Consider the following 15,357-nt stretch of genomic DNA (forward strand, 5'->3'; position numbering starts at 1 on the left):
TCAGGCCACCTCCGCGCACGGGACGGGCAACGGCCGCCATCCGCCAGCGTTGTCCAGCAGCACCAGCTCGGGCCGGTGCCGGGTCAGGACCGGGGTGGCAAGCGCGTCCTGGTGCTCGCGCAGCAGCCAGCCCAGCGCCTCGACCTCGCCCCGCACGTCGCCGACCGGGTTGGTGACCCGCTCGTGGTGGCGCCGGCACACGCCGAGCAGCCACCCGGCCTGGTTGATGCGCTCCCGGGCGGCGCCGTGGCGGCCGCCGTTCTTCCGGTTGAGCCGGTGGTGGATGTCCACCGCGGCGCGCCGGCAGCCCGGCCACTCGCACCGGCCGCCGCACCGGGTCACGACCAGTGCCCGCACCTGCGGCGTCGGGCCCGTGTACTCCGGCCGGGCGGCGGGGGTGCGCAGCGCCCGGCCGCCGGTGCGGCGGATCGCCGCGCTACGACGCAGCGTCGACCCGCCGGCCAGCGGCGACCGGCGGCCGAACGTGGACGTGACCGGCTGGCCGGCGGCATCGAGTGCCGCCCGGCGCTTCGCCGAGATCGGGTTGAGGCCCTTACTGCGCTGCATCGCCGGTCCCGGCCTCGTCGTTGGGCACCCGCACAGAGGCCGGCCCGTCCTCCGCGCCGCCGTCGGTGGTCGGCTGCGGCTCGTCCACCGGCCCGTCAACGATCTCGCCGGGCAGGGTGTCCGGGTCGATAATTCGCCCGTCCTCGAACATGGCGAGGCCGCTGGCGTCGTAGGTCGCGCCGTCGACGGCCAGCGCCCGGCGCAGCTCGGCGGACTTCGGCGCGTACTTCTGAAGCTGCCGAACCGGCGTCTTCAGCCACATCGCGTCGAACCGATTGGGGTCGCGCCACGGCGACTTCGCCGACCGGGCGAACTCCGCCTTGATCCGCTCGGCCTGTGCCCGGTTGCACCAGGCGACCTTGGTGCGGCCGCCGCCGCGCAGCGCCGCGTACGAGTACGCGAAGATCGGCCGACCGCGTTCCTCCACCGGTGCGGCGATGTTGGGTCGGTGGAAGAACTTGCCGCCGTCGCCGAGGCTGTACTCCCATTCGTCGCCCTCGTAGACCATCTCGGCCTCGACCCGGTCGACCTGTCCTGTGCGGTACATGAGTTGCACGTAGCCCTGGTAGCCGACAACGAGCGTGCACTCCCTACCGAAGGGAATCAGGTACGCGTACTCGGTGCAGGGCTCCAGGCCGAGGCGGGCGGTCTCCAGCAGCGCCCCGAACAGCGACGAGCGGGTGCACTCCAGCAGCTCGGGGGTCTTGCGGAAGCCGGTGAGCGCGACGCGCATAAACACGTCGATCGGCAGCACCCTCGGCAGCGCGGCCTCGAACTCCTCCTCCATGGAGGCCAGCAGGTCCCGCGCGTAGTCGGGCTTCTTCGTGGCGACCGCGTTGCCGGCGGTCGCCGTGTCCCCGGCGGGGACGTCGGGGATCTGAGCGGCGAGCTTCTGGGCGCGGGTGCGTGCGGTGGTGCTCATTCCTGCGTGAACTCCTTCGACAGGATCAGCCGGCGTTCCTGCTCTACCGGCTCAGTGCGGGTGAACTGGGCCACGAGGTCGGGGTGGGCTGCGGTGAGCGCATCCCAGTCGGTGACGGTCTTGGTGGGCTGACCGCAGATCGGGTAGCTGGCGACCTTCCGGCCACCGACGCGCCCCTCCCACGGGGATCCCGCGGCCAGGAACGCCGCGCGGATGTGGTTGCCGGCTTCGGCCTTGCGTGCCTTGGCCCGCTTCTCGGCCTGGTGGGCGACGCCGTAGATGCGCGCCCACTCCACGACCTCTGCGGGCAGGTCGGCCTTGCTCTTCGGCGCCGGCCGGTGCTGGGCGTCGAGCGCTTGCCGGGTGGTGTCCAGCGCGTCAGCGTCGGGCGGCACACCGGGCAGGACGTGCCCGTGCCAGAACGCGCCGCAGTGCCCGCGCAGCTTTGCGGCCAGCTCGGCGTCGTACTCAATGACGTACTCGCGGTAGTCGCGCCCGTCGAGCAGCACGCACAGGTACGCGATCGCGAGCCCGTAGACGTCCAGGTACCAGGTGGTCTGGCACAGGTACGGCAGCGGCACCTGATCGGTCAGCTCGTCGCCCCAGTCGTCGGCGCCGGCGCTGCCCGTCTTGACCTCGACGATGCCCAGCGGGTCGCCACCCGGGCACTCGGCGAACAGGCCGTCGATCGTGGCGAGCTGCCACCGCCGGGCGGCGTGGTGGATCAGCCCGGGACCGTCGTAGACGTACAGCTCGGGGTGCTGGTCGGCGAACTTGCCACGCACCGCCCTCTCCAGCCGCCGACCCCACTCCATCGCCGGGGTGTCCCGGTCCGGCAGCACGCCGACCTTGTCGTAGAAAACGCTCAGCGGTCCGTCGTACTTGCTGATGCCGATCACCGCGGCGACGTCGGAACCGCCGATCCCGGTGCGGCGCGCGGCCAGCCACTCCTCGCGCGGAGCGTCGGCGGGCAGCAGAAGCACCGGCTCGCGGCAGGTCAGGGTCTCGCTCACACGTCCTCCCGCCGGGCCTGGCGGCGGTCGGCGGCGATGTCGGCCGACAGGCATGCGGGCTTCGGGCAGCCGGCGAGCAGGCCATCGACCCGGTCGCCGCAGTGCGGGCACCGTGCCGTCGGCTCGCGTCGGGCTTGCTCATACGCGCCGCGGATCCGCGGCCAGTCCCGCACACAGGTGATCAGCGGCACCCCGCCGAGCGGCCACACCCCGAGCACGAGACCGGCGGCGTAGAACAGCAGCGTGTCGGCGGGCACCTGCGGCCAGCACCACAGGCAGACGACGAACGTCCCGCCCCGGGCCCGGCCTTGCTCGTCGAAGCGGTCGTAGACGATGCGGCCCTGCCGATTGCCCTCCCCGTACGGCATGCCGCAGTGGCTGCACCGAGCCAGCCCGGCAGCCGGGATCAGCGCCGCGACCGTCCGCCGGTAGGTCAGCATCAGGTCAGCCACGTCCGCGCCCCCGTCCAGCGCCGGACAGACCCCGGGCGGCGGCCCGGTTCACCGAGCGCGCCCCGGCGACGCCGCCGGCGACGCCGATAGCGACCACGGCCGACGGTGGCCAGTCGGTGAATACGGCGATCAGCCCGATCGCGCCGCTGATGCCGAGGCCCAGCAGCAGGAACCGGATGCCGAAGTTCTCAAGGTTCCGACGGCTGGCTAGCCGCCCAGCGCGCGCGAGCGCGTCGAGCACCGCCACGGCCGTGTCGTCGCTGGACAGCGCCGCCAGCCGGCGAGAGCTGTAGAGGTTCCTCGGGTCCGGCGCCGCCCGGCGCGTCTGCGCGGTGAACGCGTCAGCGACGATCCGCACCAAGTCCTCGTCGTGCCGGTACTCAGCCATGGCGGGCCTCCCCACCGCCGCAGCCGCGCACGAAGGTTCCGCGGCGACGCACCACACGCACCAGGCCCTCGTGCTGCAACAGCAACAACGCCTCGTAGGAGATGTGCGCGCCGACCTGGTAGTAGCGGGCCAGCGCGCTGGTGCCGGGCAGCCGCTCGCCCTGCTGGTAGTGGCCCTCGGCGATGGCCTGCCGCAGCCGCTCGGCGATCTGCTCCTTTGCCGGCCGGGCGTCACCGGCGGCGAGCGGCCGCAGCCGGTTGCGGATCTGGCCGTTGACAGTGAACGTTTCACGCACCGGTGGCCTCCTCGGCGGAAGCCGGGATGGTGGCCAGGAACGGACGGACGTCGGTGCAGCCCAGCCACAGCAGCAGCCGCAGGAACACGTCCACGCTGATGTGTCGGCCCTCATCAAGCCGGGTCAGCGTCGACGGCGTGCCGGCGCCGGCCTGCCGGACGACCTCCCGGCGGCTGATCTTCAGCTCGCGGCGCCGCTCGGTGATCGCGGCGGCCAGCGCGGCCGGGTCGAACGTCCACGCCCCACCGGCCGGCGCGGTGATCGGCGGGGGGACGGGGCGGGCGGTCACGCGAGCGCTCCCGCCAGCGCGTTGAGCCCGGCCATGACCAGGGTCCAGATCCCGTAGCCGATCAGCCCGATGAGCGTCCAGGCGGCCACCAGCAGGACCAACGTCGCGATGATCGCGAGGTGCGCCTGGTAACGCCGAACGAGGCGTGCGAGCATCAGGACCGCCCTCCCAGCTTCGGCCGGGCCTGCCCGGCGGCGGCCTGGTACGCGGTGAGAGCCCGGCGGCCGAGGTCGGTCAGCGCCCAGGTCCACGGGCCCGGGTCGTCGGCGGCGCGCTCGGGCAGCGCGATCAGCTCGGCGGCGGCCAGCGGGCCGGTGAGCTTCCCGCAGCGCACGAACCGCCAGCCTTGACCGTTGTTGGCCCGATCGCGCCGCGACTCGAACTTCGCCCCGACGCGGTGCTCGGTGACGCGCCCCTTGTCGACCTCGACCAGGAACGCCGACTTCTCCCGGTTCAGCTCCGGCACGTCCCCGCTCACGCAGCCACCCGCATGCCGCCGCCGCGGACGTTGCGCGGGTTGGTCCAGTCGTGACCACGCTTGCGGCACGGGGCGGTGATGGGCCGCAACGGGTCCGGCGGGACGGGGCCGTTGAAGTCGACCCGCGCCCCGATGCGCGCGGGAAGCTGCGCCAGGGCCGCGTAGGTGAGAGGGACGAGCGTGGTCATCGACGTGGTGCCGCCTTGCCTGGTGCATAGCTGGTGGATCGGGAGGTCCCGGACAACGCCCGGGTAGTGGAGGCGCGCCGGGGCAGCGCGAAACGCGGGCCCCGGCGGTGCAGGCGGACGGGGGAATGCTCGACGCGCGGCAGGACGGCCGTAACGTCGCGGGAAGGGGCGGGCGGCGCGGTGTCGTCGCGGTGACCGCTGCCCCAGGCCGCGCCGGCGAGGAACGCCAGCGCGGCCGCGCCGAGTCCGATGCACGCCCACCCGAGCGGGTACATCCATGCGGGCAGCGGACCGACCGCCCACACCTGTGTGAGCACCCAGTCCAGGACTTCGAAGCCGGCGTCGCTGCTCTGCCCGATCACCGCGCCACCCCGGCAGACGTGGGCTGCTTAGCGCGGTGCCGCCCGCCGCGCGTGCCGGCAACCCGCTGGAGCTCGGCCAGCCCCTCCGGCGTGTCCCAGCCGGGGTGCTCCCACGCGCGCCGCGCGGCTAGGGGCCGCGCGACCGCGTAGGAACGCACCCATCGCAGGCCCTGCTCACCGGCGTACTGCACCAGGAGCAGCAGAGTGCCCAGTAGCGACGGCACCGGGCACGGCGGCACCTCGACCGCCGCGACGACCATGGGCCGGGCGACGGTTACCGGCAGTTCCATCGTGGGGCCGTTGAGCACGTCGCGTTCCCACAGGTCGTACACCGGCACCGCCGAGCGACCGATCACCTTGGTCAACTGCTGGCCGGCGGAGTCGAACACCGCCTGCTCGGTCTCACGGCTGACCTGCTCGATCCGGTAGAGCCACGCGGAACCCCAGACAACGGTCGCGCCAGCCGCGCCGACCACGCCGGAGGCCACGGAGACGAGCACCATCTCGTTCATGCCGCCTCCGTCCGGATAGCCCCGCGGTCGGGCATCTGGTCGACCGGGGTGATGGCCACCTCGACGTGGGTGGCGGCCTGCTCGGCGCGGCACATCAGCTCGGCCATCGGCTTGTCGTCGGCTACGCAGAACACGCGGGCGCGGCCGGTGTCCTTCCAGGGCTGCACGCTGTGCACGAGGTAGCGGGTCACAGCCACACCACCGCCCCGACGTTGATCAGCAGGTGCAGCGTGTTGTCGATGATGAACAGCAGGCCGCTGGCCAGCCCGGCGGGCGTGGCCAGGGGGAAACCGGTCTCCTTCGAGCAGCCCGCCCAGCCGGTCCGGTGGGCGGCCGGAGCCACCAGGTTCTTCGCGAAGATCACGTACTTCGCCAGCCGGTACCGGTCGATGACGATGTGGGTGCCGCCGATGATCAGCAGCGCCCACACCGACTGCGTGACGAACAGGTGCGGCAGGGTGTACGTCACCCCGTGCACCACGGCGGGCAGCCATGACACCGTCTTCAGCCGCGCCATCCAGTCGTTCTGGATGATGTAGTCGCCGACGAGGTGGGCCAGAAGGATCCCCAGCGCGGTTCCGCCCGTCACGGCATCACCCCCGGGGCCAGGACCACCGCGCCGACCGCCAGCATCAGCAGGATCAGCCCGATGGTGATGTCGATGAGCCGGTCACGCACCGCGTGCCGGTCGGCGGCCTCGGCGCGCTCGCGCGCCTCCTGGGCCGTTGGGTCGCCGTGCGGGTTCACCGGCGCGCCCGCTTGTTGTTCGGGACGTCCGAGGCGAGGTAGTGCACGCCGTCGACCTCGTACGTGCCGATGGTCAGGCCGGTGACGTCGTGCGAGGACGGCTGCCGTGCCGTGTGCTCCTGCCAGCTCCGCCAGGTCGCCTCGCACTGCGGGCTGCCGAACACCTTCGGCGACTCGGGGTTGTCGTCGTCCGGGATGACCCGGGCCGGTCCGGTGTGCTGCAAGAGCTGCTTGTGGCAGTAGAAGCACAGCAGCGTGGAGTTCTGCCGGACCGCGATCTGGTGCACCGTGCGGGCGTCGTTCCACTCGGCGGCGGACATGCTCGGCAGCCCCGCCAGCAGGTCCCCGGCGCTCATGCCGCGGCTCCCGCCCGGTTGATGCGCGTCTGCGCGACCTCGGCGTCGGCGACGAGCGCCGCCATGCCCCTGCGTACCGGCCGGCAGGTCTGGCAACCGGCCGGGCTGCACACCCCGTGGACCCGGGCGATCGAGATGAGGGCGCTCTCCAGGAGGCCGAGCAGACGAGCCTGCCTGCGGGTGAGCTCACCGTCGGTCTCCAGTAGCGCCTTCTGTTCCCTCACGAGCGGCGGGGTCACCCCGACGCGGACGGCCAGGTCGGTGACGAACACCGCCAGCGACCCGGTCGGGAACGCCATGCCGGACACCGCCGGCGCGGCGTTAAGATTCCTGGTAGTCATCTCGCCGATTCCTCTCGAACTGGTGATCGGTTGGGCTGGCTGACTCGCAGGGCGCTCACCCGGCCAGGGGTGGGCGCCCTTGTCGTTGGCAGCCGAGTGGGGGTGCGGGGGCACCGGCGCCTGCCCGCGCCTGGCGGGGCGCAGGGCGGCTGCGATCGGTGCCCCCGCAAAGGGGTGGGGCGAGGTCATGCGACGCGTCGCCGAGGGACGCGTCGGGCCAGACCGGCCCGGGTGCGGGCTCGCGCCTCATCGAGGGCGCTGACGTTGGGTCGCGGTGCTGGGGCCGGTTGCTCGGACGGGGCGACGGTGACGCCCCGCGCGCGGGCCTCTTGCAGCTTGCGGACCTGCTCGGCGGTCATGACGCGGTGTACGCGCCTGGTGCCGATTCCTTTGGGGTTGTGCTCGATCGTGCCGGCGCGGCAGCCCTCTTGAAGGGAGCGCAGAGAAAAGCCGGTCATCTGCGCGACCTCGCGCAAAGTGAAGGGGCCGGTGCTGGTCATGCCGCGCTCCGGGTTTCGCCGCCCTTGGGGCACCACTGGTCGGTGTCGAGGACGGTGTGCAGCGGGACCTTGCCGTTGGGGGCCTCGTCGTAGCCGTAGCCGCACCGTTCGCACTGGTGCTTTTTCTGCCTCTCCAGGGCGGCGACGCCGCAGTTCAGTGCCTCGGCGATGCTGCGAAGGAGGTCAGGGCCGGCGTTGCGGGTGCCGCCCTCGATCTCGGAGATGTGCCCGACGCTGCGTAGGCCGATGGCTTTGGCCAGTTCGGCTTGGGACAGGTTGCGGGCGATCCGGGCCTGGCGGACTGCGGCGGGGTCGTGGTGAAGAGGGTGTCGGGGTTGACGGGCCGCCTTCAGGAGCATGCACGAAGATTACCGCGAAGAAGTGCGAAGTCAAGTGATGCTGACGTGAGTTGTCGCGAAGATGTCGAGCATAAGAAGCGGGTTCGCGAATCTTCGCAACGCTTAACCGTTCGTTAATGGACTTCGCGAATGTTCGCGCGCATACTGCAGGTATGCCCGAACGGCCGAGCCACGACGAACCCGGCATCCTGACCGAGAAACCCGAACCGCGCGCTGAGGGTGTCCTTATCAGCCGCGCCATGGAACGTCGCGGCCTCACCGCCCGCGCTGCGGCCATCCAACTCGGCATGAGCGAAGGTCGCCTACGCCAGATCGTCAATGGCTACCAAGCGCTCGGCCAGGGGCAGTTCCGCCTTGTCATCGGCAAGGCGATCCGGGTCGCCCAGCTCGCCAAGCTCGTCGGCGTCACCCCGGCTCAACTCGCCAACGCCGGCCGAGAGGACGCGGCACACATCCTGCTAGACCTACTGTCGGAGGAAGCGGCCGCCGCTCCCCAACAAGACCAACCGGTCAATGAGGAAGAGCTCTGCGCCATCCGCGACAACGACCAGCTGCCTCACCACCTACGCCAGTGGGCCGGCTCTCTGGTCGACCAGCTCCACGCCATCCGCGACGCCGAGCGTGCCGCCAGCGACGAGCTGCGCCGCAAGCGCGCGGGATGACCGACGGCCTACGCCGCCTGCTCGTCGTGCATCATTGCTAGCCGGCGGTCCAGCGCGTCGAGGTTCGCCGCGTCGTTGCTCTTGTCCAGGTGTCCGTAGATGTTCACGGTCGTGGAGTACGACTGGTGGCCTAACCGCCGCTGAATCTTGAAGAGATCCCAACCCTCGCTGATGAGCTGCGACACATGTGTGTGCCGCCCGTCGTGCAACCGGGGAGCACGTTTCAACCGTCCAGGGCAGGCGCACGTCGACACCTCATCGGGGCGCAGCTTCCGCCGCGGCCCCGCCTTCGGCTTCGGCGGCAGAGCCGGCGGATGCTCAGCGCACCGCTGCGCTTCGGCAACCGCCGGCAACCAGTGGCGCCGCCGAAGGTTGTTCTCTCTCCACACGTAGCCCTCCGTCGACGGGAAGAGCAGATCACCCGGCCGCTTGTCCTTGCAGCGCTTGCGCAGCATCTTCACCACGGCCGCAGAGATCGACACCTCGCGCCGGGACTTGCTGCTCTTTGGCAGGCCGATGCGCTGCCCCTTCTTGAGGGCACGTCGAACGCGGATCTCCGGGTGAGCGCCGTCGAGGGTCACGTCTTGAACCCGAAGAACGAGCGCTTCGCCGAGCCGAAGCCCGGTCCGAACGAGCAGGAACCACAGGTCCTTGACCGACGCATCGCAGTTGGCGTAGATCAGGTCGACCTCGTACGGCGTCAGGAACATTCCCTCGAACGGGATCACCTTCGGCAGGCCGACCCGGTTCTTGCGGGTGCCGTGCGGCCGCGCTGCCGGGTTGTAGGGGATGTGCTTCGGTACAGCCGCGCCGAGCACCTGGTGCAGCACGCCGTGCGCGCGCCGGACCGACTGCGCGGAGATGGGGCGCCCGGTGGGGTTCGCCTTCGTGCGGCGGACACGGGTCGCCTTCAGCCACTTCACCCAGTCCCGGATGGTGTCCTCGTCGATCTCACTGAGCAGCATGTGGCCCATGAACGGCAGAACGCGGAGCTTGAGGACCCCGAGGTATCCGGCGAGGGTGTCCTCCTGGATCTCGTCTACGCCCGGATGGTCGGGACGAACCGGCTTGCGATCCTCAGCCCACAGCTTCACCCACTTCGCGAGCGTCAGCGCGCTCTGCGCCTTGGGGCCGTCGTCGAGCACTCGGGCGTACACCTCGTCACGGGTGAGTCGGTGCCCTCGCGACTCGACCAGCACCTTGGCCAGACCGGCGAGCTGCTCCGCCGCGGCCGGGTCCTCGGCGGTGAACGTCGCGGACTGCCACGCGCCGTCCCGGCTACCGCCCAGGCGCCACTGCACCTTGTACGCGGTGCCAGTAGCTCCCCTGCGCTCAACAATTGTTGCCACGGGCCGGACGATAGTCGAAACGCGTGATGCCATGGCATCACGAAGTGCGTCTTGGAGGCTTCTGCATGCCTCTACATGCCACTGCGCAAAACGCTGTGACCTGCGTTAACGCCTTCCGCCCCTGGTCGGACTCGTCTTTGGAGTCCGATTCCTAAACCGTGTGTCGCAGGTTCGAATCCTGCCGGGGGCACGTAGAACATGGGAACGGGTTTGACCGACAGGGGCGGACGCCAGCGCGTCCGCCCCTTCTGCTTCGCGTTCGGGCTGCCGCTGCCTCGGAACCTTCGGGGCCTTGCCCGTGGCGTCGGCAGCAGCCTGGCTGATGACATCGATCATCTCGGCGCGTACGGCCACGCGCAGTGTGATCCGCTGGAGGTGTCGGTCGTACCGGATCTCCAGCTGGAAGGCGTCGAACAGCTGCCTCTGCATCTCGTCGGGCAGGTCGAGCACGTTCAGATCAACGTGCGGTAGTTGGTCCACCAGTTCGCGTGTTCCCGCCCCCTTCGGCTGTGCGGCCTTGGCCAGCTCCTGGAGTTCAGCAGCGAGTACCTGCTTCCGTTTCGCGTTGTCGGCGAACTGCTGCTGAATGCCGGTCCGCCATTGCGCGTCGATCTCCGGGTCGCCCGAACTTGTCATCTGCTGAAGTGACAAGATCAGGTTTTTGTTGGCCGCATCAAGATCGTTGATCTGCCGGGCGTACGCGGCAGCCGTCGCCTCCGTGCCGGACCGGATGGGCTCGTCTGCCGGTCCCTCCAGGTAGTCCAGCCGATGGGCGCCGAACACCCTCTCGTTGAAGAACCGTGCGACGAAGGTGTCAACGATGTCTTGGTTCACGGTGAGAGCGGGTGGGTGAATTTCGTACCACATCTCATTCTTGTGGTGCTCGCGTTTGGTGACGCAGGCGTAGTACGTGTAGTCGGGGCGGGTCTTCCTTTGGTGCGTCTTTCCAAACATGCGTCGTGAACAGATGTCGCACTTGATGTAGGACCGGTATCGGTAGCTGCGCTTGGTGTTGGGGTGGGTGTTTGTGCTGGCCTTCGAGCGAGACCCTTGCCGGTACCGCCCGACCGGACTTCCTGCGTCGAAATAGGCGCGAGTCGTCAGAGGCTCATGGGTAACGCTCGGCGACCAAACCCATTCGCTGGGCGGGTTGACACGGCCTTTCACTCCTCGATCCGGCCGCGAGCGCTTGCGCCGGTTCCAGACCATGTATCCGGTGTACTTGGGGTTGTTGAGGATGTCCCGTACGGCGGTTGAGGTCCATGCACCGATAGCGGTGTTGTAGGACTCCCGCTTGACTGGCACCGGTGGCGGGTACCGGTCGAGGTCGGTGTTCAGCCGGTCGGCGATGTGCTGGTGCGACAGTCGCTCCAGCGCTCGCCACGCGAAGATCTGCGTCACCACAGGCCCGCAAGCGGGATCTCTCACGAGCCGGTGCTTGGTGATGCCCTCTTCGCGCTTGGCCTTGACCGGGTGCGGATGGCGCTCTCCGATGTATCCGTACGGCGGCTTGCCGATGTTCCAGCCCTGTGCGGTGTGCTGCATGAAGCCTTTCCACGAGAGTTCCAGCATCTGCAGGACGTACCACTCGGCGATGGCCTGCTTGACCCGCCGGGTCAGGACGGAGGTGGCGTTCTTCGGACCACCAGTTCCGGTCGGGCGTACCGCGTCTCGATCAATGCCCTCGTCGGCCGCGAGCAGGGCGACACCGGCCTGTTCGAGTTCGTGCTCGATCTTCGTGCCGTAGTAGGTCGTGCGAGCGATGCGCTCAATGGATTCGCAGACGACCGCGACGAATCGCCGGTCGGGCCGCTGGGCCTCTGCGAGCAGGTCAGCGATGCTGCCGTCGCGCGGCACAGGGATGTCGAAGGCTTGGTACGCATCGCTCTGACCGCGCAGGTCCAGGAGCGTCCGGCCAGATTCGATGTCATAGAAGTGGGCCACGATCACGAAGCCGGGCGGCAGCTTGACGTTCACGCTGTCCAACTGACGCGGGATGGCGAGCGTCGGATCTTGCCTATCCTCGGTCGAGGTACGGGCGAGGAAGGCGACTGGCACGATCGTCGGAACGTCGTCGTTCGGCCGGTGCTGGTCGGCCATCTGCATGAGCCAGTCAAGGATGCCGACGTCCAAGTTACCGGCTTCATCTGCGACTGCTGTCATTTTCCCTCCCGAGGGTTGTCGTTGCGGGCCTGCTGCTCGATGGCCCACAGCAGGGCGCCGCGAATGGCACGAGCTTGTATCGCCTGAAGCTTCTCCCCCTCGCGCCCCGGAATAGCGACTATTTCGAGGCGGAACGAGATGCCACCTTCGGCCGAATTGCTGTCGTCCCGATCCCTAATCGCGTTGATTGGAGACCGTTCCGCCGCCTGTTCATCGTACATTTCATTGGATTCGTGGGCAGTGGCGTCAACCACGCTGTTCCCCCTGTTTTCGCAGCGCACTGCGGTGCACTGAATCGCGAATCAGCCATGGGGAACCCCCTTTCAAATGACGAGGCAAGAACTCCTTGTGAACGCTCAAATAAAGCCGCTCTGAATTCGAGCAAGAAGGAAGCCCGCAGAGCGCGCGCTCTGCGGGCTTCCTGTGAACTAGGTTGTTTGCGGAAGAAGCGAAGACCCCTGAGTCGAGAACGGGGGATCTCGGCTCAGGGGCCTGTCTGGGGCGAGCGTGGCTCCGGTCAGCGGACTACCACGGCTCGTTGTTCGGTGACGGTGACGCTGACCGTCGTCGTGGTGGTAATCGCGGGTTCGGTACCAGAGAAGCCACCGCCGCTCCACGACACGTCCCAGGTGGCGACGGCCCGGAGGGTGAACTTGCCGCCGGGACTGTCCGCGGAGGTCTTCGTGTAGGTGTGCCCGCAGGTCGGCGAGGCCGACAGGGGGTTGGCCGAGGTCGTCCAGGGCGTGCCCGGCCCGTTGCACACGACGGAGGAGCCGTCCCCCGCATACCAGGTGATCTTTCGCGGTGCCGCCTTGGCCTCAATGGTGAGCCCACCGGCCGAAGCGCGTGCGGTCTGGGTCTGCCACCAGCCGGGCTGCACCCACCACCACACGGGGACGTGGACGAACTGCGTCGCGGTCAAGGAGGGGTTGGCGGCGATGACCGGTCGGGGAATCGTGAGGTTGTCTACGGCTCGCTGTGTGACCACGCCGAGAGCCGCTGGCGGCTGGAACAGCGTGACGATGCTCAGCCCGGGGATGGGATCACCGGTAGCAGGATCGAGGCAGGTCTTGATCCACTGATTGGCGGGCAGGAAGTTGCTTCCGTCCTTGCCGTAGTAGCAGCCATCTTTACCGAGCCAGCCGAAGGCGTTGTGGCACTCGACGACGTTGCCGCCGACCTTGCAGACGACGTTCCCGCCGCCTCCTCCACTGTTGTCGCTGCCGTTGCCGCCGCCGGTGTAGGTCACCGTGACGACACATTGCGGGGCGTCCGGGGTGACGGTGCAGTTGGTGTCTCCGTAGGAGTCCGCGTGCGCCGGGGCTACCGCTGCGAACGCCATCGTCAATGACGCGGCGGCGACGGTGAGCAGGCGCAGCGCTAGAGCTTGCATGATCCCACCTCTCTGATGCCGATGCCTGTCACCTTCCATTCGTCGCCGATGCGTTCCACGTCCGCCAGAACGAGGCGCATGCCGCCGGGCGAGTCCTTGTAGGGACTGCCATCCACCTTGTAGCGCTCGGTTTTGCTGGTGTCCATGCAGTCCTGCACGGACACCTTCGTCGGCGCGGCCGGGGGCGACAGCGACGCGATCTTCGGATGGAAGACAGCCTTGCCGCGCGACAGTAGACCCTGCGTCTTGGCCGACTTGAGACCGTTCGTGAACAACTTCAGAGCATCGCCGGTGCCGTACTTGGCAAGATCGGGGAACTCAGGGTCACCGGCAGCGCCAGCCTTCTGGAACGCGGTCTGGAACCCGAGGTAGGCGTCGATCGCGTACCGCTTGGCCTGATCCGGTGTCACGGCCGTCGCGGACGGCGAAGCCGAAGGGCTCGCTGACGCTGGTGCCGGCGCGGCCGAGCTCGGAAGTGTGGTCGGTGTCTTGTCGCTATGGGTGCAGCCGGCGAGCAGCGCTCCCAGTGCCGCTGCCGCCATGAGTCCTGTGCGGGTGACAGTGCGTTTCACTTGTCCTCCAACGCGAGAGGCCCCGTAGATCAGTCGTACCGCACGGTCGGCGGGGCGCGCTACCGACAGTTGTGTACGTACATGCTGTCAGTAGCGCGTCAAGCTACGCGCTTGCCACGGCGTCCATCGTGGACTGGGCAGACTCCGTCGCAGTCGTCGCGTGACATGTTGACGTGCGCGAAGACGCGAGCAAGGGCCTCGTAGGTGACGAGGTAGCTCTCGCCCTTGTCGGCCAGGGCGTAGGTCTTGATGATGCGGCTTCCGAAGTGCTTGCTGTCGGCGCCGATTACGCCGATCTTCGTGAGGCGATGGAGGCTGCGCGACACTGCGTTGTCGTCCACGTGCTCACCGAGGTGCGTTTCCAGCCGTGTGTGAAGCGCCCGGTACCTGTAGGGCCGTTCGGCCAGCACCGCGACGACCGCTGGATCCAAGCGGTGGCGGAACAGGTCGGCAATCCGGACTAGGGCATCGATGTCAATCTTTGTTCCCCCATGGATGCAAGTTGCAGACGAGCTACCAACCTGCCACGGAGGACTTGGAGCGGCAAATGATATTGAGCCGCATGCCCTGAGAGATCACACATTTGCGCTCTTTGGCCTGGTAACCATGGGCTCTTTGCGCGATGCCTAGTCCTGACATGTCATGACCTGCGAAAAGCACCGCGCGTGTGCGGCTCTACCTGCACGTCGTACGCACACCGTGTACGTACGCAGTCTACGTACCCCCATGTCCGTGGCGGCGATCCTTCGCACTCAGGTACGACAAAGATTCGGACTTTTGCAACGGGGGTGAGGAACCATGACCGCGGTCGCTGAACGCACCAAGACACCGGCACGGCCGAGCATCAGCACGGCGCAGCCGAAGCGGCGCTGGTCGCTACTGGTCGGCGGTTTGCTGCTTGTTCTGTTGTCCGCAGGCGTCTTCGCCGTGATCCAGCTGGGCCGTGATGCCCGGCTTCAGGTGCTCGCGGTCGCGCGGCCGGTGGCCGCTGGGCAACCTATCAGCGCTGCTGATCTTCGGACCGTCGGGGTGGTTCCCGACCCGACCATCAAGCTCGTCGCGGCGAGGCAGGCGCAGCAGATCGTCGGCCGCACGCCCGCCGTTCCACTGGCCGAGGGTGTCCTGCTGACCGAGTCGCAGCTCGGCCCGGCCAGCTGGCCCGACGCCGGGCAGGCGGTGGTGGCCACGGCGCTCAAGCCGGGCCAGGTCCCAGCGGGTATCGCACCGGGAAGCCGTGTCCTGGTGGTCATGGTCGCCAAGGACGGCGGTCCCGCCGACCCTGCGCTGCCGTCCGCACCGGTGTCGGTTCCGGCCACGGTGGTCGAGGTCGTGCCAGGCGCTGACGGCGCGGACACCACCGTGGTGTCGCTGCTTCTGCGCCGTGACGATGCGACCAAGGTCGCTGGTTCAGGCTCGGCGGTGTCCCTGGTCGTGGTGGGTGGCAGCTGA

Annotated in this window: 27 protein-coding genes; 2 read left to right on the forward strand and 25 right to left on the reverse strand. The window is 68.8% G+C overall.

Annotated features, from left to right (window positions below; genetic code table 11):
• The 19 genes from ABD52_RS05320 to ABD52_RS05395 form a co-directional block, all read right to left on the reverse strand.
• Window positions 1-567, reverse strand: coding sequence for a hypothetical protein (locus ABD52_RS05320; RefSeq protein ID WP_235437351.1), 567 nt, complete (start codon window positions 565-567; stop codon window positions 1-3).
• Window positions 554-1,489: a recombinase RecT gene (locus ABD52_RS05325; protein WP_047890977.1), complete on the reverse strand. Its 936-nt coding sequence runs from the start codon at window positions 1,487-1,489 to the stop codon at window positions 554-556. The genes ABD52_RS05320 and ABD52_RS05325 overlap by 14 nt, the downstream gene beginning before the upstream one ends.
• Window positions 1,486-2,502 carry a YqaJ viral recombinase family protein gene (locus tag ABD52_RS05330; protein WP_047890978.1) on the reverse strand — a complete coding sequence of 339 codons (1,017 nt, stop codon included), beginning with the start codon at window positions 2,500-2,502 and terminating at the stop codon, window positions 1,486-1,488. Before ABD52_RS05330 ends, ABD52_RS05325 begins: the two co-directional genes overlap by 4 nt.
• Window positions 2,499-2,954 (reverse strand): hypothetical protein, encoded by a 456-nt coding sequence (locus tag ABD52_RS40085; protein WP_047890979.1) that lies wholly within the window; start codon window positions 2,952-2,954, stop codon window positions 2,499-2,501. The genes ABD52_RS05330 and ABD52_RS40085 overlap by 4 nt, the downstream gene beginning before the upstream one ends.
• On the reverse strand, window positions 2,947-3,342 hold the full coding sequence (locus tag ABD52_RS05340; protein WP_047890980.1) for a hypothetical protein: 396 nt from the start codon (window positions 3,340-3,342) through the stop codon (window positions 2,947-2,949). The genes ABD52_RS40085 and ABD52_RS05340 overlap by 8 nt, the downstream gene beginning before the upstream one ends.
• Window positions 3,335-3,637, reverse strand: coding sequence for a winged helix-turn-helix domain-containing protein (locus tag ABD52_RS38075; RefSeq protein ID WP_053065290.1), 303 nt, complete (start codon window positions 3,635-3,637; stop codon window positions 3,335-3,337). The genes ABD52_RS05340 and ABD52_RS38075 overlap by 8 nt, the downstream gene beginning before the upstream one ends.
• Complete coding sequence (locus ABD52_RS39700; protein WP_047890981.1) at window positions 3,630-3,926, reverse strand: transcriptional regulator; 297 nt, start codon at window positions 3,924-3,926, stop codon at window positions 3,630-3,632. Before ABD52_RS39700 ends, ABD52_RS38075 begins: the two co-directional genes overlap by 8 nt.
• Window positions 3,923-4,081 (reverse strand): hypothetical protein, encoded by a 159-nt coding sequence (locus tag ABD52_RS39705; protein ID WP_161801606.1) that lies wholly within the window; start codon window positions 4,079-4,081, stop codon window positions 3,923-3,925. The genes ABD52_RS39700 and ABD52_RS39705 overlap by 4 nt, the downstream gene beginning before the upstream one ends.
• Window positions 4,081-4,404 carry a hypothetical protein gene (locus tag ABD52_RS05355; RefSeq protein ID WP_047890982.1) on the reverse strand — a complete coding sequence of 108 codons (324 nt, stop codon included), beginning with the start codon at window positions 4,402-4,404 and terminating at the stop codon, window positions 4,081-4,083. The genes ABD52_RS39705 and ABD52_RS05355 overlap by 1 nt, the downstream gene beginning before the upstream one ends.
• Window positions 4,401-4,592: a hypothetical protein gene (locus ABD52_RS05360; protein WP_047890983.1), complete on the reverse strand. Its 192-nt coding sequence runs from the start codon at window positions 4,590-4,592 to the stop codon at window positions 4,401-4,403. Before ABD52_RS05360 ends, ABD52_RS05355 begins: the two co-directional genes overlap by 4 nt.
• Window positions 4,589-4,954, reverse strand: coding sequence for a hypothetical protein (locus tag ABD52_RS05365; protein WP_047890984.1), 366 nt, complete (start codon window positions 4,952-4,954; stop codon window positions 4,589-4,591). Before ABD52_RS05365 ends, ABD52_RS05360 begins: the two co-directional genes overlap by 4 nt.
• On the reverse strand, window positions 4,951-5,466 hold the full coding sequence (locus ABD52_RS05370; protein ID WP_047890985.1) for a hypothetical protein: 516 nt from the start codon (window positions 5,464-5,466) through the stop codon (window positions 4,951-4,953). The genes ABD52_RS05365 and ABD52_RS05370 overlap by 4 nt, the downstream gene beginning before the upstream one ends.
• Window positions 5,463-5,657 (reverse strand): hypothetical protein, encoded by a 195-nt coding sequence (locus ABD52_RS05375; protein WP_047890986.1) that lies wholly within the window; start codon window positions 5,655-5,657, stop codon window positions 5,463-5,465. Before ABD52_RS05375 ends, ABD52_RS05370 begins: the two co-directional genes overlap by 4 nt.
• On the reverse strand, window positions 5,654-6,055 hold the full coding sequence (locus ABD52_RS05380) for a DUF3307 domain-containing protein (protein ID WP_047890987.1): 402 nt from the start codon (window positions 6,053-6,055) through the stop codon (window positions 5,654-5,656). Before ABD52_RS05380 ends, ABD52_RS05375 begins: the two co-directional genes overlap by 4 nt.
• Complete coding sequence (locus tag ABD52_RS39710) at window positions 6,052-6,213, reverse strand: hypothetical protein (RefSeq protein ID WP_161801607.1); 162 nt, start codon at window positions 6,211-6,213, stop codon at window positions 6,052-6,054. The genes ABD52_RS05380 and ABD52_RS39710 overlap by 4 nt, the downstream gene beginning before the upstream one ends.
• Entirely contained in the window at window positions 6,210-6,569 is a 360-nt protein-coding gene (locus ABD52_RS05385) for a hypothetical protein (protein ID WP_047890988.1), read from the reverse strand. The genes ABD52_RS39710 and ABD52_RS05385 overlap by 4 nt, the downstream gene beginning before the upstream one ends.
• Entirely contained in the window at window positions 6,566-6,910 is a 345-nt protein-coding gene (locus ABD52_RS05390; RefSeq protein ID WP_047890989.1) for a hypothetical protein, read from the reverse strand. Before ABD52_RS05390 ends, ABD52_RS05385 begins: the two co-directional genes overlap by 4 nt.
• A 185-nt stretch (window positions 6,911-7,095) precedes the next feature.
• Window positions 7,096-7,410 (reverse strand): hypothetical protein, encoded by a 315-nt coding sequence (locus ABD52_RS38080; RefSeq protein WP_082171217.1) that lies wholly within the window; start codon window positions 7,408-7,410, stop codon window positions 7,096-7,098.
• Window positions 7,407-7,769: a helix-turn-helix domain-containing protein gene (locus ABD52_RS05395; protein ID WP_047890990.1), complete on the reverse strand. Its 363-nt coding sequence runs from the start codon at window positions 7,767-7,769 to the stop codon at window positions 7,407-7,409. The genes ABD52_RS38080 and ABD52_RS05395 overlap by 4 nt, the downstream gene beginning before the upstream one ends.
• A 116-nt stretch (window positions 7,770-7,885) precedes the next feature.
• Here ABD52_RS05395 and ABD52_RS05400 point away from each other — a divergent pair, with 116 nt between their 5' ends.
• Window positions 7,886-8,431 (forward strand): hypothetical protein, encoded by a 546-nt coding sequence (locus tag ABD52_RS05400; protein ID WP_047890991.1) that lies wholly within the window; start codon window positions 7,886-7,888, stop codon window positions 8,429-8,431.
• Between the two features lie 8 nt (window positions 8,432-8,439).
• Here ABD52_RS05400 and ABD52_RS40625 read toward each other — a convergent pair whose 3' ends face one another.
• The 6 genes from ABD52_RS40625 to ABD52_RS05425 all read right to left on the reverse strand — a co-directional run bounded on the left by ABD52_RS40625 (window position 8,440) and on the right by ABD52_RS05425 (window position 14,249).
• Window positions 8,440-9,732: a tyrosine-type recombinase/integrase gene (locus ABD52_RS40625; RefSeq protein WP_235437352.1), complete on the reverse strand. Its 1,293-nt coding sequence runs from the start codon at window positions 9,730-9,732 to the stop codon at window positions 8,440-8,442.
• Window positions 9,733-9,885: 153 nt separating this feature from the next.
• A complete protein-coding gene (locus tag ABD52_RS05410) occupies window positions 9,886-11,943 on the reverse strand; it encodes a recombinase family protein (RefSeq protein WP_235437353.1) in 2,058 nt (685 codons plus the stop codon).
• Complete coding sequence (locus ABD52_RS38085) at window positions 11,940-12,197, reverse strand: hypothetical protein (protein ID WP_235437354.1); 258 nt, start codon at window positions 12,195-12,197, stop codon at window positions 11,940-11,942. Before ABD52_RS38085 ends, ABD52_RS05410 begins: the two co-directional genes overlap by 4 nt.
• Before the next feature lie 263 nt (window positions 12,198-12,460).
• Window positions 12,461-13,336 carry a hypothetical protein gene (locus ABD52_RS40630; RefSeq protein ID WP_235437355.1) on the reverse strand — a complete coding sequence of 292 codons (876 nt, stop codon included), beginning with the start codon at window positions 13,334-13,336 and terminating at the stop codon, window positions 12,461-12,463.
• Complete coding sequence (locus ABD52_RS05420) at window positions 13,324-13,908, reverse strand: hypothetical protein (protein ID WP_047890993.1); 585 nt, start codon at window positions 13,906-13,908, stop codon at window positions 13,324-13,326. Before ABD52_RS05420 ends, ABD52_RS40630 begins: the two co-directional genes overlap by 13 nt.
• A 98-nt stretch (window positions 13,909-14,006) precedes the next feature.
• Window positions 14,007-14,249, reverse strand: coding sequence for a hypothetical protein (locus ABD52_RS05425; RefSeq protein WP_152748186.1), 243 nt, complete (start codon window positions 14,247-14,249; stop codon window positions 14,007-14,009).
• Between the two features lie 457 nt (window positions 14,250-14,706).
• Between ABD52_RS05425 and ABD52_RS05430 the strand changes: the two genes are divergently transcribed.
• Window positions 14,707-15,357, forward strand: a complete 651-nt coding sequence (locus tag ABD52_RS05430; RefSeq protein WP_053065291.1) for an SAF domain-containing protein — start codon at window positions 14,707-14,709, stop codon at window positions 15,355-15,357.

It is taken from the genome of Micromonospora sp. RV43 (assembly GCF_001029515.1).
In the GTDB taxonomy this organism is placed as follows: Bacteria; Actinomycetota; Actinomycetes; order Mycobacteriales; family Micromonosporaceae; genus Micromonospora; species Micromonospora aurantiaca.

Bases quoted from the DNA above. Each gene is read 5' to 3' on its own strand.
- ABD52_RS05325 (WP_047890977.1), bottom strand. From the start codon at position 1,489: ATGAGCACCACCGCACGCACCCGCGCCCAGAAGCTCGCCGCTCAGATC.
- ABD52_RS38080 (WP_082171217.1), bottom strand. From the start codon at position 7,410: ATGACCAGCACCGGCCCCTTCACTTTGCGCGAGGTCGCGCAGATGACC.
- ABD52_RS05390 (WP_047890989.1), bottom strand. From the start codon at position 6,910: ATGACTACCAGGAATCTTAACGCCGCGCCGGCGGTGTCCGGCATGGCG.
- ABD52_RS05410 (WP_235437353.1), bottom strand. From the start codon at position 11,943: ATGACAGCAGTCGCAGATGAAGCCGGTAACTTGGACGTCGGCATCCTT.
- ABD52_RS05370 (WP_047890985.1), bottom strand. From the start codon at position 5,466: ATGAACGAGATGGTGCTCGTCTCCGTGGCCTCCGGCGTGGTCGGCGCG.
- ABD52_RS05430 (WP_053065291.1), top strand. From the start codon at position 14,707: ATGACCGCGGTCGCTGAACGCACCAAGACACCGGCACGGCCGAGCATC.
- ABD52_RS05400 (WP_047890991.1), top strand. From the start codon at position 7,886: ATGGACTTCGCGAATGTTCGCGCGCATACTGCAGGTATGCCCGAACGG.
- ABD52_RS05395 (WP_047890990.1), bottom strand. From the start codon at position 7,769: ATGCTCCTGAAGGCGGCCCGTCAACCCCGACACCCTCTTCACCACGAC.
- ABD52_RS05320 (WP_235437351.1), bottom strand. From the start codon at position 567: ATGCAGCGCAGTAAGGGCCTCAACCCGATCTCGGCGAAGCGCCGGGCG.
- ABD52_RS39705 (WP_161801606.1), bottom strand. From the start codon at position 4,081: ATGCTCGCACGCCTCGTTCGGCGTTACCAGGCGCACCTCGCGATCATC.
- ABD52_RS05360 (WP_047890983.1), bottom strand. From the start codon at position 4,592: ATGACCACGCTCGTCCCTCTCACCTACGCGGCCCTGGCGCAGCTTCCC.
- ABD52_RS05385 (WP_047890988.1), bottom strand. From the start codon at position 6,569: ATGAGCGCCGGGGACCTGCTGGCGGGGCTGCCGAGCATGTCCGCCGCC.
- ABD52_RS05340 (WP_047890980.1), bottom strand. From the start codon at position 3,342: ATGGCTGAGTACCGGCACGACGAGGACTTGGTGCGGATCGTCGCTGAC.
- ABD52_RS40630 (WP_235437355.1), bottom strand. From the start codon at position 13,336: ATGCAAGCTCTAGCGCTGCGCCTGCTCACCGTCGCCGCCGCGTCATTG.